Genomic DNA, 13,769 nt, shown 5'->3' on the forward strand with positions numbered 1-13,769 from the left:
TAACAAATAGAAGATTTAAAAATATACTAATTAAAACACATAAGCTTATCTTAGAAATAAAATGGACTAATTAAAAACTATATATTCTTTCATTCTTTAAAGAGATATCAAATTACTGATATCTCTTTTATTTATTTTTAATGCAAAAAATGCCTTATTCCTGTAAAATACATTGCAATATCATTTTCATCGGCTGCTTTTATAACATCTTCATCTCTTATTGAACCACCTGGTTGAACTATATTTTTAACTCCAACTTTAGCTGCTATCTCAACACTATCTCTAAAAGGGAAAAATGCCTCACTAGCCAAAGTGCAACCATTTAAATCAAGCCCCATATCATTTGCTTTATTCACAGCAGCCCTAGCCGCATCAACCCTGCTTGTCATACCCATACCAATGGCAACCATAGCACTGTTTTTAACATAAACAACACAATTACTCTTTGTTAAAGCTGCTATTTTCCATGCCATTAGCATATCATTTAACTCATCTTTTGAAGATTGTTTTTTGGTAACACATTTTGCATCTAATATCTCGCTATCATCTACAAAATCACGCTCTTGATATACAAAACCACCATCTATAAACTTAAAGTTATAATCCTCATCGCTTCTTGCTAAAAATTTATTTTCTTGAGTAAAAATTTTAGTTCTTTTTTTATCAGCAAAAACTTCTAACGCTTCATCTGTAACATTTGCAGCGATAATTACCTCCATAAAAGTTCCCTTTTCATGAAGTTTTAAAGCTAGCTCTTTGTCAAGTGTGCCATTTATCGCAATAACTCCACCAAAAGCAGATATTGGGTCACATTTTAAAGCTTCCACATAACTTTCCAACAAATTACCTTTTATAGCAAAACCACAAGGATTAGCATGTTTGCAAATAGCAATTGCAGGAAGTTCTCCAAAGCTACTTGCTAAGCTAACAGCTCCATAAATATCGGTCATATTGTTAAAACTAGCTTCACCTTTTAGTGCTTTAAAATTATTTGTAAAGTAGTTTTCAAATTCATACAAAGCACCCTTTTGGTGAGGATTTTCTCCATATCTTGTATCAAAAACTTTACTTCCAACTATAAACTTTTTAGCCCCAAAACCGCCATTAAATCTTTTGTTCATATAGTTTGCTATCATAGAATCATATGCAGCTGTATGCTCATATGCTTTTATCATTAAATTTCTTCTAAATTCAATATCATCAGTTTTGTTTTTTAATCTATCTAAAATTTCATCATAATCCAAAATATCAGTAACTATCAAAACATCTTTAAAGTTTTTTGCTGCACTTCTAACCATCGCAGGTCCGCCAATGTCTATGTTATCAATAATTTCATTAAAATCATCAGTTCTAGCAATGGTTGCTTTAAATGGATACAAATTAACACAAACTAAATCTATCCCACCAATGCCAAATTCCATAGCCTGTTTTTTGTGATTTTCATCATCTCTTTTATGTAGTATACCGCCGTGAATTTTTGGGTGTAAGGTCTTTACCCTACCCTCAAACATCTCAGGGCTTTTTGTATACTCACTAACCTCAACTGCTTTTACCCCATTTTGAACTAAAAGCTTATAAGTCCCACCTGTACTTAAAATCTCCCAACCAAGTTTTTCTAACTCTTTGGCAAACTCAACTACACCATCTTTATCACTAACACTAATTAAAGCTCTCATTTCCCCTCCATTTTTAATTTTATTTAGTTGATTATTATTTTTATAAATTAACTAGTTTTTTACTATATTTTTATATAATTGCTCAAAAATTTCAATATTTTCATCACTATTTGAAAAATTTAATAACTTTTTTTCTATTTCTTCATAGCTTACATTTAAAAATTTATCAAAAAATTTTTTCCTCTATAAATATTAGTTTTTTCTGGTATATAAATATTTCCTTTCATCTTTTTATTGTTAAAATAAAATAAAATTGGAATTAGTTTTTCTTTTGATGATATATTAAATTTGCGAACCAAATAAGCATAAGTTTTTATAAATTTTCTATTAATATCAATAAATTTACCAGTATCGTGATCATCATTATATTTTATTTCAACATAGTATGTAATGTCATTTTTATCTTTGAAAATCAAATCTATATCGTGTTTAATCGTAATGAAATCATTTGATTTATCATCCAAAATTTCATCTTGTAATTTTGAAAATTCTTCATTAAGATTAAAATTATCATCACTTTGAGCTTTACTAATATAATTGTCTATCTTAGTTTCAATAACTTTTGATATTGAAAATTTATTATTTTTTTTACCACTAATATTTAAAATTTCATTCCCACTCTCATATACTAAAATTTGCATTAATTCTTCTATAAAATTTCCAAACTAAATATTCATACTTTGCAAAATTCCACCAAATATTCTATATTTTATAGGTATGAAATGCAATTTTTTACTATGTTTTTTTCTTAAACTTTCTATTTTACTTTTGCTTTTGGAATGTGTTATTAAATTTTTAACAGCTTTTGTCAAAATATCATCTTGCATTTTTTTCCTTATATAAATATCTTAATTTATCTATCTCAAACAAAGCACCATCTCTCATAATATAAAAATAGCTCCAGCCATTATGATTTACCTTATTTAAAATTTTTGCTGACATTTTATGAATACTTAATTCATCTGACCCATCACTAACCCTGTCATTGCCTATATATTTTACTGGATTATTTCCAGCTTTATCATATAGCATTTCACCTAAACAAATCATATCTGCTTGATATAGCATATCAAGTGATACTTTTGGAGGCTTTGTCTCTAATTTACCACTAGCTATATCACTTTCAACAAAATTTATATTTTTTATCCTATCATTAGCAATCTTTATATAATCGCTGTTTTTTTCTATTCCAATAAAATTTCTACCATATTTTTTTGCAATAGCACCTGTTGTTCCTGTGCCAAAAAATGGGTCAAGAACAATATCTCCCATTGTTGAGCTCGATAATATTATTTTTTCTAAAAGCTTTTCTGGTTTTTGAGTAGAATGTGCCTTTTTACCATTAGTATCTTTTATTCTTTCTTGTCCTATACAAATACCTATATTCCATACACTCTTCTCTTGCTTGTCATTATTTAAATACTTCATTGTCTTATAATTGAATGTAAATTTAGATTTTTGGCTTTTTGAACACCAAAGTAAAGTTTCGTGTGAATTGCAAAATCTTGTGCCTTTGAAATTTGGAACTGGATTTGGTTTAGACCATACAACATCATTTAGTATCCAAAAATCCAAATTTTGCATAATATAGCCAATTCTATATATGTTTTGAAATGAACCTATTACCCAAATAGAAGCATCTTTTTTCATTACCCTTTTGCACTCTTTTAACCAATTTTCGCAAAAGGCATCATACTCTTTATAGTCCTTAAATTTATCCCAACTATCATCAACTCCGCTAAATTTATCACCATCAGCCCTTAAAAGCTCTCCTTGCGTCTGCATAAAATATGGTGGATCTGCAAAAACCAAATCTATTGAGTTATCAGGGATTGTCTTTAAAACATCAATACAATCGCCGTTAATGATTTGATTAAAAAATTTAACCATTTTATTGAGTTCTCTACAATTTTCTAATTTCTTCATAAGCTTCATTTATCTCTTGTAATCTCTTTGTTCCAGCCTCTATTATCTCTTCATCAGCTCCTCTGCCCATTAAGATATCAGGGTGATATTTTCTAACTAACTCTCTATATCTTTTTTTAACATCTTCAAATTTAGCTCCTTTTTGAAGACCTAAAATTTTATATGGATCTTTTCTATGGATATATTTTTTATTATAGTAGTTTTGCTCTTTACCGCCTCTAAATTTAAAATCCTTTTGAAATCTTGCAAAAATTTCATTTTGTATCTGTGGGTGAATGCCAAGACCTTCACAAATTTTACTTATTATATCCTGTTCTGCTTTTGAAAAATTTCCATCTATATAGGCAATATTTAAAAAGAAATACACCCTACCTACTCTATCCCTAAGACCTAGATTAAATTTTTTTTGATATTTTTTAGCTATATCGTAAGCATTGTAGATATTTTCTTTTTCTATATTGTAAACTTTTTTAAGCTCTTCTCTATCCTCTTTAGTTCCATTAATTTGAACAGTCAAATCATCTAAAATATGGCTTATTAAATTTGCTTCAAATTCATTTACTCTTCCATCGCTTTTAGCAACTTTTGCAAGTAGGCTTATTAGGTATTTTGCCTCTAAAAAAGTTAAGCCCATATTAGGGCTTTTTTTAACCCTAACTGAGCTTGTTAAAAAATAATATATAATTATAACAATTAATAGTATAGTAAAAAAATTCATTAAAAACCTAATATAGTTTTATCTATTTTTCATCTTTGATGATTTTAACAAAATCATTAAAATATATATCTTTCATATCATCTAAGCTCATACTAACTTCATTTATACTAAATTTATTACCACCTGTTTCACCTAATCTTTGCCATACAAGTCCAAATTTATGCAAATACTCTTTAAACTTAGCCTCATCTTTTACCCCTATTATAGCTCTACTATAACTTTCATCAAAGATATCTCTACTATCATCACAAAGCATTTTAAACTCTCCACCAAAACCAGCATTACAACTCATCTTAGCAAGTGTCATGGCAACACCACCAATGCCAACAGAATTTGCAAACTCGAGCAATCCGTCTTTGTTAGCACTAATGACTAAATCCCACAAGGCTCTCTCTTTTTTATAATCAACTTCAACCAAAGTTCCGGTGATTTTATCTTCTACAACTTTTCTATAAAGTGAGCCTGCAAATATGCCTTTAGTATCGCCAACTAGATAGACAGCTGTATTTTCATTTTGAAAAACAGAAGGCAAAGTTTTTGTATAATCCTCATTTACTCCAACGCTAACTATAGCTGGAGTTGGCTGGATACTAACACCATCAGTGTCATTATATAAACTAACATTTCCACTAACAACAGGAGTATTTAGCTCTTTGCAAGCCTCTTTTATACCTTCACAACCCTGTGCAAATTGCCACATAACTTCAGGATTTTCAGGGTTTCCATAATTTAGACAATCAGTTATAGCAAGAGGAGTTGCTCCACTCATTGCAACCTTTCTACCACTTGATGCGACTGCTAAAGCTGCCCCTATTTTTGGGTTTACAAAGTTCATTCTTGTGTTACACTCCATACCCATAGCAATAGCACAATTGTTCTCTTTTACTCTCATAACAGAAGCACCTAAATGTCCAGGTTGTTTTATGGTATTTGTTCCTATATTTGCATCATATTGATCATAAACAAAAGATTTATTTAAAATATGCTCATCTTTTAAAATTCTCTCAAATGCCTCTTGATTTTTCATTGTATTTATAGTAGCACATTGTAAGTTATCTAATTTAATCTCATCTAAATATGCTGGTTTTTTAGTAGGTCTATCAAGTACTGGAGCTGCCTCACTAAGTGGATCTATTGGAATTTCACCAACTAACTCATTATGCCAAAAAAGCTCCATCTTTCCACTAGATGTTACCTCACCAATTACTTCAGCATCTAAATCCCATTTTGCAAAAATCTCTTTAATTTTATCTTCACAACCTTTTTTAGCACAAATTAGCATTCTCTCTTGAGATTCGCTAAGCATAAGCTCATATGGAGTCATTCCCTCTTCTCTCATAGGAACCTTATCAAGATACATCTTCATACCACTACCACTTCGTCCAGACATTTCAAAGCTTGAACTTGTTAGTCCTGCTGCACCCATATCTTGGATTCCTATTATATAATCATGTTTAAAAAGCTCCAAACAAGCTTCCATTAAAAGCTTCTCAGCAAAAGGATCTCCAACTTGAACAGTAGGTCTAAGGCTTTTGTTTTCTTCATTAAAGCTATCACTTGCCATAACAGCACCACCTAGACCATCTCTACCTGTTTTACTACCTACATAGATTACAGGATTTCCAATACCCTCAGCCCTTCCATAAAAAATCTCATCTTTTTTGCAAATTCCAAGCGCAAAAGCATTTACTAAGATATTTCCATTAAATCCGCTATCAAAGCTAATCTCTCCTCCAATTGTTGGAATTCCCATACAATTTCCATAGTGAGAAATTCCACCACTAACACCTTTAACTAAATATCTTTGATATCTATTTACAGCTTCATTTCCCTTGATATCTCCAAATCTAAGTGAATTCATATTTGCCTCAACTCTAGCACCCATTGTAAAAACATCACGAAGTATACCGCCAACTCCAGTTGCTGCTCCTTGAAATGGCTCTATGTAGCTTGGGTGGTTATGGCTCTCCATTTTAAAAACTGCTACCATACCTCCGCCTATATCTATAACACCTGCATTTTCTCCTGGACCTTGTATAACCCAAGGTGCTTTAGTTGGAAAACCATTTAGATATTTTTTGCTTGATTTATAAGAACAATGCTCACTCCACATAGCAGAAAATACCCCAAGCTCAAGCAAATTTGGCTCTCGTCCTAAAATTTCAAGTATCTTTGAATACTCTTCATCACTAATTTTATGTGCTTTGATGGTCTCTTTATCCATATCTATATCCTCAAATTTAATCAATAATTCCCTAATAATATCAAATTTTCTCTATATTTTTGATAAAACCATAATTTAACCTATAAAAGCTATAAAATATCCTTAAAATAGTAATTTCAATAAATATAATATTATCTTTATTTAAGATTAATTTACTAAAATTCAATATTGTTTAAAGTAATACAAAAAACTAAAAATAAGGATTTTTATGCAATTTAAAAAAAGTTTTAACCCATCGGTTTTCTACCCATCTATTGTATTGCTTTTTGTAATATTAGCTTTAACGCTAATATTTCCAGAAGGAATGCTTAACTCAATCACCAAAATACAAGACTATCTAACACATACATTTGGTTGGTTTTATATTTTGGCTGTAACCATTATATTTTTTGTGATTATATTTTTACTATTTTCAAAACATGGAGATATAAAACTAGGACCTGATCACTCAAAACCATCATATTCCAATATGTCTTGGTTTGCAATGCTTTTTTCAGCAGGAATGGGAATCGGACTTATGTTTTATGGCGTTAGTGAGCCTGTTATGCACTACTTAGCTCCTCCTTCAGCCTCCCCTGAGTCAGTTGAAGCTGCAAGACAAGCTATGAGTATAACATTTTTCCACTGGGGTTTAAATGTGTGGGCAATTTATGCAGTAGTTGCTATCATTTTAGCATTTTTCGCATATAGACATAACCTCCCACTTACTTTAAAATCAGCATTTTATCCACTAGTTGGAAATAAAATTTATGGAGTTTTTGGTGATATCATAGATATATTTGCAGTAATTGCTACATTTTTTGGTGTTACTATATCTTTAGGTTTTGGAGTTTTACAAATAAATGGCGGTTTTAGTCATCTTTTTGGACTTGATATTAGTATAATTACTCAAATAATATTTATAGGTGTGATAACTATTTTAGTAACTATTTCTGCAACAAGTGGGCTTGATAAGGGCATTAAACTACTTAGCAATACAAATATGATACTTGCTATATTTTTAGTTTTATTTATACTAATTTTAGGCAATACAACATTTATTTTAAATTCACTTGTGCAAAACACAGGTCAATACCTATCATCATTTTTAAGTGATACATTTAATCTATATGCTTATGAAAAACAAAAAGAGAGCTGGATTGGTGGTTGGACTTTACTTTACTGGACTTGGTGGCTATCTTGGGCTCCTTTTGTTGGTCTTTTTATAGCTAGAATTTCTCGTGGTAGAACTATAAAAGAGTTTATAACTGGTGTTTTATTTGTGCCAACTGGATTCATATTTTTATGGATGACTGTTTTTGGAAATAGCGCAATAGATTTAATCCATGGTGGATACACAGAGCTTGCAACTGCAGTAAATGAAGATGTATCTTTAGCTCTTTTTGTATTTTTAGAAAAATTTCCACTTGGCTCAATTATGTCTGGAATTGCAACTATAATGATTATAATATTTTTTGTAACTTCAGCTGATTCAGCTGCTATGGTTATAGATATGCTTTGTTCAAACGGAAAAGATGATACCCCTAAATGGCAAAAACTTCTATGGTGCGTATTAATTGGGCTTATAGCCTCTGTTTTACTATATGCAGGTGGTTTGCAAGCACTTCAGGCTATGACAATTGCGGCTGCTTTTCCTCTAACTATAGCTCTGCTTGGTTGTATATATGGACTTATAAAAGCCCTAGCTATAGATGTAGAGAAGAAAAAAACTCAAGATATTGGAACTATAGCACCAACTGGAAGCTCAAAAAACTGGGAAGAGAGATTAAAAGCTATAATTGACACTCCTGATAAAAATGATGCTGAAAAGTTTCTAAGAAGAGTTATAAAACCAGCTTTTAAAGATGTGCAAGCTAAATTTGAAGAGTATGGTATGTCTGCAAAAATAGAAGAAGATATTAAAAAGTGGCAAATTCATCTACATGTTGGAATGGGTGATGATAGAGATTTTAGATATGGCATTAAACTAGTTGAGGCTGAAGCTCCTGACTATGCTGATACAGACAGATACTATAGAGCAACTGTCTATCTGCTTGAGGGTGGTCAAGATTATGATGTCATCGGCTGGAGTAAAGAGTCTATTATAAATGATATTATAGAGCAATATAGAAACCATATGCATTTCTTATATAAAACCACCTAAAATAGTCTTTAAACATTTACACTGTATTATAAATTAATACAGTGTAAATTTCTTTAAAATTGCAAATTGATTACTGCAAAATAATATATGTAGAAATATTAAATTTCTTTAATATTTGTTAAATTTATAGAAAGGATTTAGATATGAAATTTAAAAAAAGTTTTAATCCGTCGGTTTTTTATCCGTCTATTGTATTGCTTTTTGCGATACTAGCTATTGCTTTAATATTTCCAAAGATAATGCTTGTATCATTAACCAATATACAAAACTATCTAACTGAAACATTTGGCTGGTTTTATGTACTATCTGTAACTATTATTTTTTTTTCAGTTATGTTTTTACTATTTTCAAAATATGGGGACATAAAGCTAGGTCCTGATCACGCTGAAGCTGCCTACTCCAATGTATCGTGGTTTGCGATGCTTTTTTCAGCAGGAATGGGGATTGGTTTAATGTTTTGGGGAGTTGGTGAACCTGTTATGCACTACTTAGCGCCACCAACAGGAGATCCACAAACCGTAGAAGCAGCTAAACAAGCCATGACTATAACCTTTTTTCACTGGGGAATAAGCGTTTGGTCTATTTATGGAATTGTAGCAATAATTTTAGCCTTTTTTGCATATAGACACAATCTTCCACTTACCCTAAAATCTGCTTTTTATCCATTAGTTGGAGATAAAATTTATGGAACCTTTGGAGATATTATAGATATTTTTGCTGTAATTGCTACATTTTTTGGTGTTACTGTATCTTTAGGTATGGGAGTCCTTCAGATAAATGCTGGTTTTAACCATCTTTTTGAAATTCCTATGACCTCGTCAACTCAGATTATTTTTATAGCCATAATAACTGTTTTAGTTACAATCTCTGCAACAAGTGGACTTGATAAAGGAATCAAACTACTTAGTAATACAAATATGATACTTGCGGTTTTTATAATTCTCTTTATACTACTTTTAGGTAATACAACAGGTCTTTTAAATTCTTTGGTTGAAAACATAGGTTCATATATGTCATCATTTTTAAGAGATACATTCAATCTATATGCATATGAAAAACAAAATGAAAGTTGGATTGGTGGTTGGACGTTACTTTACTGGACTTGGTGGCTGTCTTGGGCTCCATTTGTTGGACTTTTTATAGCTAGAATTTCCCGCGGTAGAACTATTAAAGAGTTTGTAGCTGGTGTTTTATTTGTTCCAACGGGTTTTGTCTTTTTGTGGATGACTGTATTTGGAAATAGTGCGATTGAACTTATAAATGGAGGATACACAGAGCTTGCAACAGCAGTAAATGAAAATGTCTCTTTAGCCTTATTTGTATTTTTAGAGAAATTTCCATTTAGTTTTATAATGTCAACTATTGCAACCATAATGATCATAATATTTTTTGTAACATCAGCTGATTCAGCTGCTATGGTGATAGATATGCTTTGCTCAAATGGAAAAGACGATACACCTAAATGGCAAAAACTATGGTGGTGTGTTTTAATAGGTGTCATAGCCTCAGTTTTACTCTATGCAGGTGGCTTAAAAGCACTTCAAGCTATGACAATTATAGCTGCTTTTCCACTTACTATAGCTTTAGGCGGTTGTATATATGGTCTTTTTAAAGCTTTAAGTATTGATGCTGAGAAAAAAAGAACTCAAATTTTAGGCGCTATATCTCCAACTGGTACTTCAAAAAATTGGAGAGAAAAACTTCAAGCAATTATATATGTCCCAGATAAAAGAGATGCAGAAAAATTCTTAAATAAAATTGTTGAGCCTGCTTTTAAAGAGGTCAAAGAGGAATTTGAAAAAAATGACTTAGTGGCTATTATAGAAAAAAATAAAGAAAAATCTCAAATTCACATACATGTAGGAATGGGAGATGATAGAGATTTTAGATATGGTATAAAAATACTTAAAACCGAAGCTCTTGATTATGCCAATACTGATACACTCTATACAGCTGAAGTTTATCTACTTGAAGGTGGTCAAGGATATGATGTAATGGGATGGAGCAAGGACTCTATTTTAAACGATATTGTAGAGCAATATAGAAAACACCTATATTTCTTACATAAAGTTACATAATTTTTTAATAGCCTAGAGTTTCTAGGCTATTTTACTTTAATCTAGCTAAAATTATTATCCACTGCTTGACAAATAATATGACCTATTAAAATATGCATCTCTTGAATGCGTGGAGTGTCATTTGAAGGTATAACTATGTTTAAATCACAAATTTCATTCATCTCTCCACCATCTTTTCCACTAAAACCAATTACATCACAACCCATATTTTTAGCTTGATTTATGGCTTTAATTACATTAGGGCTTTTTCCACTTGTTGAAATAGCTAAAAGCAAATCTCCTTTTTTTGCAAGTGCTTCTACTTGTCTTGAAAATACAAACTCATAACCATAGTCATTTCCTATAGCAGTTAAGGCTGATGTATCAGTTGTGATAGCAATTGCAGGAAGCCCTACTCTTTCAGTTTTATATCTTCCTGTTAGCTCAGTTGCAATATGTTGTGCATCAGCAGCACTTCCACCATTTCCACAAAGTAAAACTTTATTTCCATTTTTTATACATCTAACTACCATTTCGCAAGCTTTTAAAATATCATCTTGTAAAGAAATCTTAACATCTTGTATTGTTTTTTCATGTAAATTTAGCTCTTTTTTAATCATTTCTTTCATTTTTTATCCTTTTAATAATGCCTGTAGTGCTCTTTCCATCTTCAAATTTAACAAGTTTTAACTCATCAACTAAATCACTACCAACAACTTCTTTTCCCTCATAATCCCCACCTTTTACTAGCACATTAGGTTTTAAATACTTGATTAAATCATAAGGAGTTTGTTCATTAAATATAACCACATAATCCACAAAGCTTAATGCACTTAAAAGCACAGCTCTATCAAGCTCACTATTTATAGGACGCTCTTTACCTTTTAAAATTTTAACAGAATTATCTGAGTTTAAGCCGACAACTAAAATATCACCAAACGATTTTGCAGTTTTTAAGTATTTCACATGCCCAGCGTGCAAAATATCAAAGCAACCATTTGTAAAAACAATTTTTTTATTGCTACTACTTAAAATTTGCTTTAGTTCTTCTTTAGTTTTAATTCTACTTTCAAGCTCACCAATGCCCTTTTCTCTCTCATAATGCTCTATCTCTTCAAAAGTAACAGTAGCACTTCCAACTTTTGCAACAACAACAGCTGCGGCTTTGTTTGCAAAAATTACAGCATCTTTTATATCTTCTTTGCAAGCTAGCATATAACTAAGTGCTGAAAGAACCGTATCTCCAGCACCCGTTACATCAAAAACATCTCTAGCAATTGCAGGAATTATAGTAAGCTTATCATCATAAAATGCAACGCCTTGTTCTGATAAAGTTATCAAAGAGTATTTTAAATTTAGCTCATCTTTTAGCTTTTTAATACATCTTTGCAAACTTTCATTATCTATAATTTTAATGCCAGTTGCCTCATAAGCCTCTTTTTTGTTTGGTGTAAGAAGTGTTGCATTTTTGTATTTTGAGTAATCACTTCCCTTTGGATCTATCAAAACAGGTAAATTTAGCTCATTTGAAATTTTGATAATTTGTTTACAAATATTATCACTTAAAACGCCTTTTCCATAGTCTGATAAAACAACAACTTCATAATTTTTAGCAATATCTTTAAATTTATCTAAAAGTTTAAGCCCAACATCTTCACAGATATCCTCAACGCTCTCTTTATCAAATCTTACAATTTGCTGTTTACTTGAGATAATTCTAGTTTTTTGTGATGTTAGTCTTCTTTTTTGTTTATGTAAAAACTCTATCTTAACCAATTTTTCATCTAAAATTTTCTCTATTATTTTTGAAGTTTTATCATCTCCAACGACACTTATAATGCCAACTTTTGCACCAAGACTTAAAAGGTTGTTTAAAACATTGCCAGCACCACCTAAGTGTTTTGTTTCATTTTTTACATCAATAACTTGAACAGGAGCTTCTGGAGAGATTCTATCACAATTCCCCCAAAGATATCTATCTAGCATTAAATCGCCAATTACTAAAATTTTTGGTTCTTTATCTTTTATATTATACATCTACTTCTTCTTTATATAGTCTTTTTATCTCTGGAATATACTCTTTAATGCCCTCTTCTAAGGTATATTTTGCCTCAAAATCTAGGTATTCTTTACTTTCTTGCATATTTGCTTGAGTAAAGTATTGGTAGGCTTTGTGTGGATTTTTAATGTATTGACATTTGTAGTTTGTATCAAGCTCTTTTTGCAAGATATCAACTATATCTTGAAAACTTCTTGGTTTGCCTGTTGCAACATTATAAACACCACATTTTTTTGTAAAAACAGATTTGATATTTGCACTAATTACATCTTTTATGTATACAAAATCTCTAAAGATTTTATCACTTCCCTCAAAAAGTTTTGGCTCTTTTCCTGCTAGAATTTGATGCCCAAATTGAAGCACCATTGAAGCTGTTGTATTTTTAAAATACTCCCTTTCTCCATAAACATTAAAATACCTAAGCCCAACAACATGAACACCTTTTTCTATGTATTTTAAAGCCATATAGTCCATACTAAGTTTTGAAAAGCCATAAACATTGTTTGGATTTTCGCACTCCCATACTGTTTGTGGAACTTTTGCATCCCCATAAGTAGCGGCTGAACTTGCATATATAAGTTTTGCACCATTTTTTCTACAATACTCTAAAAGTGGTTTAAAGGTATTTAAATTTGTCTCTATCATAACAGCTTGATCTAGCACAGTTGTATCAGAAATCGCAGCTAAATGAAAGATGATATCTGGTTTAAATTTTTTAAGAATTTTTAAAAACTCAGGTTTAGTGATGTCAGCTTGAACAATCTCTCCGCTAAAACCTTTTAAATTTTTAAAATGACCAAAGCTTTTTAAATTTCCATTTGAAAAAGTTTCACCTGTTCTAAAAATATCTAAAGCTAAAACTTTTGTATTTTTATAATTTTTATCAAAATAGTGAGCCAAATTTGAACCTATAAATCCAGCCGCACCTGTTATTAGTATTTTTTCATCATTAAATTTCACAATTTT

General features: G+C 30.8%; 9 protein-coding genes and 1 pseudogene. 2 read left to right on the forward strand and 8 right to left on the reverse strand.

Annotated features, from left to right (window positions below):
- Window positions 1-137: 137 nt before the first annotated feature.
- The 5 genes and pseudogenes from purH to purL all read right to left on the reverse strand — a co-directional run bounded on the left by purH (window position 138) and on the right by purL (window position 6,544).
- Complete coding sequence (gene purH / locus CBLAS_RS05720; RefSeq protein ID WP_106871763.1) at window positions 138-1,676, reverse strand: bifunctional phosphoribosylaminoimidazolecarboxamide formyltransferase/IMP cyclohydrolase; 1,539 nt, start codon at window positions 1,674-1,676, stop codon at window positions 138-140.
- Between the two features lie 155 nt (window positions 1,677-1,831).
- Window positions 1,832-2,503 (reverse strand): annotated as a pseudogene (locus tag CBLAS_RS09575) (HinfI family type II restriction enzyme).
- Window positions 2,493-3,602, reverse strand: a complete 1,110-nt coding sequence (locus CBLAS_RS05730; RefSeq protein ID WP_241517602.1) for a DNA-methyltransferase — start codon at window positions 3,600-3,602, stop codon at window positions 2,493-2,495. Before CBLAS_RS05730 ends, CBLAS_RS09575 begins: the two are co-directional and overlap by 11 nt.
- Entirely contained in the window at window positions 3,580-4,320 is a 741-nt protein-coding gene (locus CBLAS_RS05735) for a TerB family tellurite resistance protein (RefSeq protein ID WP_106871765.1), read from the reverse strand. The genes CBLAS_RS05730 and CBLAS_RS05735 overlap by 23 nt, the downstream gene beginning before the upstream one ends.
- A gap of 22 nt (window positions 4,321-4,342) precedes the next feature.
- Window positions 4,343-6,544 (reverse strand): phosphoribosylformylglycinamidine synthase subunit PurL, encoded by a 2,202-nt coding sequence (gene purL / locus CBLAS_RS05740; RefSeq protein ID WP_106872049.1) that lies wholly within the window; start codon window positions 6,542-6,544, stop codon window positions 4,343-4,345.
- 208 nt (window positions 6,545-6,752) lie between these two features.
- On the opposite strand from purL, the gene CBLAS_RS05745 reads away from it, so the two are divergent.
- Both CBLAS_RS05745 and CBLAS_RS05750 read left to right on the forward strand, forming a co-directional pair.
- Window positions 6,753-8,687: a BCCT family transporter gene (locus tag CBLAS_RS05745; protein WP_172658188.1), complete on the forward strand. Its 1,935-nt coding sequence runs from the start codon at window positions 6,753-6,755 to the stop codon at window positions 8,685-8,687.
- A 143-nt stretch (window positions 8,688-8,830) separates the two neighbouring features.
- Complete coding sequence (locus tag CBLAS_RS05750; RefSeq protein ID WP_106871769.1) at window positions 8,831-10,765, forward strand: BCCT family transporter; 1,935 nt, start codon at window positions 8,831-8,833, stop codon at window positions 10,763-10,765.
- A gap of 41 nt (window positions 10,766-10,806) precedes the next feature.
- Here the strand turns inward: CBLAS_RS05750 and gmhA are convergent, their stop codons facing one another.
- From gmhA to rfaD, 3 genes are read right to left on the reverse strand one after another with little or no spacing between them, the layout of a single operon-like run.
- On the reverse strand, window positions 10,807-11,373 hold the full coding sequence (gene gmhA / locus CBLAS_RS05755; RefSeq protein ID WP_106871771.1) for a D-sedoheptulose 7-phosphate isomerase: 567 nt from the start codon (window positions 11,371-11,373) through the stop codon (window positions 10,807-10,809).
- Window positions 11,357-12,781, reverse strand: a complete 1,425-nt coding sequence (gene rfaE1, locus CBLAS_RS05760; protein ID WP_106871773.1) for a D-glycero-beta-D-manno-heptose-7-phosphate kinase — start codon at window positions 12,779-12,781, stop codon at window positions 11,357-11,359. The genes gmhA and rfaE1 overlap by 17 nt, the downstream gene beginning before the upstream one ends.
- Window positions 12,774-13,763 (reverse strand): ADP-glyceromanno-heptose 6-epimerase, encoded by a 990-nt coding sequence (gene rfaD / locus CBLAS_RS05765; RefSeq protein ID WP_106871775.1) that lies wholly within the window; start codon window positions 13,761-13,763, stop codon window positions 12,774-12,776. Before rfaD ends, rfaE1 begins: the two co-directional genes overlap by 8 nt.
- Window positions 13,764-13,769 lie beyond the last annotated feature (6 nt).

The sequence above is a fragment of the Campylobacter blaseri genome (assembly GCF_013201895.1).
Lineage (GTDB): Bacteria > Campylobacterota > Campylobacteria > Campylobacterales > Campylobacteraceae > Campylobacter_B > Campylobacter_B blaseri.

What these genes read in the sequence shown, in the direction of transcription:
- purH (WP_106871763.1), bottom strand. Translation starts at nt 1,676, where the DNA reads ATGAGAGCTTTAATTAGTGTTAGTGATAAAGATGGTGTAGTTGAGTTT.
- purL (WP_106872049.1), bottom strand. Translation starts at nt 6,544, where the DNA reads ATGGATAAAGAGACCATCAAAGCACATAAAATTAGTGATGAAGAGTAT.
- CBLAS_RS05735 (WP_106871765.1), bottom strand. Translation starts at nt 4,320, where the DNA reads ATGAATTTTTTTACTATACTATTAATTGTTATAATTATATATTATTTT.
- CBLAS_RS05750 (WP_106871769.1), top strand. Translation starts at nt 8,831, where the DNA reads ATGAAATTTAAAAAAAGTTTTAATCCGTCGGTTTTTTATCCGTCTATT.
- gmhA (WP_106871771.1), bottom strand. Translation starts at nt 11,373, where the DNA reads ATGAAAGAAATGATTAAAAAAGAGCTAAATTTACATGAAAAAACAATA.
- rfaE1 (WP_106871773.1), bottom strand. Translation starts at nt 12,781, where the DNA reads ATGTATAATATAAAAGATAAAGAACCAAAAATTTTAGTAATTGGCGAT.
- CBLAS_RS05745 (WP_172658188.1), top strand. Translation starts at nt 6,753, where the DNA reads ATGCAATTTAAAAAAAGTTTTAACCCATCGGTTTTCTACCCATCTATT.
- CBLAS_RS05730 (WP_241517602.1), bottom strand. Translation starts at nt 3,602, where the DNA reads ATGAAGAAATTAGAAAATTGTAGAGAACTCAATAAAATGGTTAAATTT.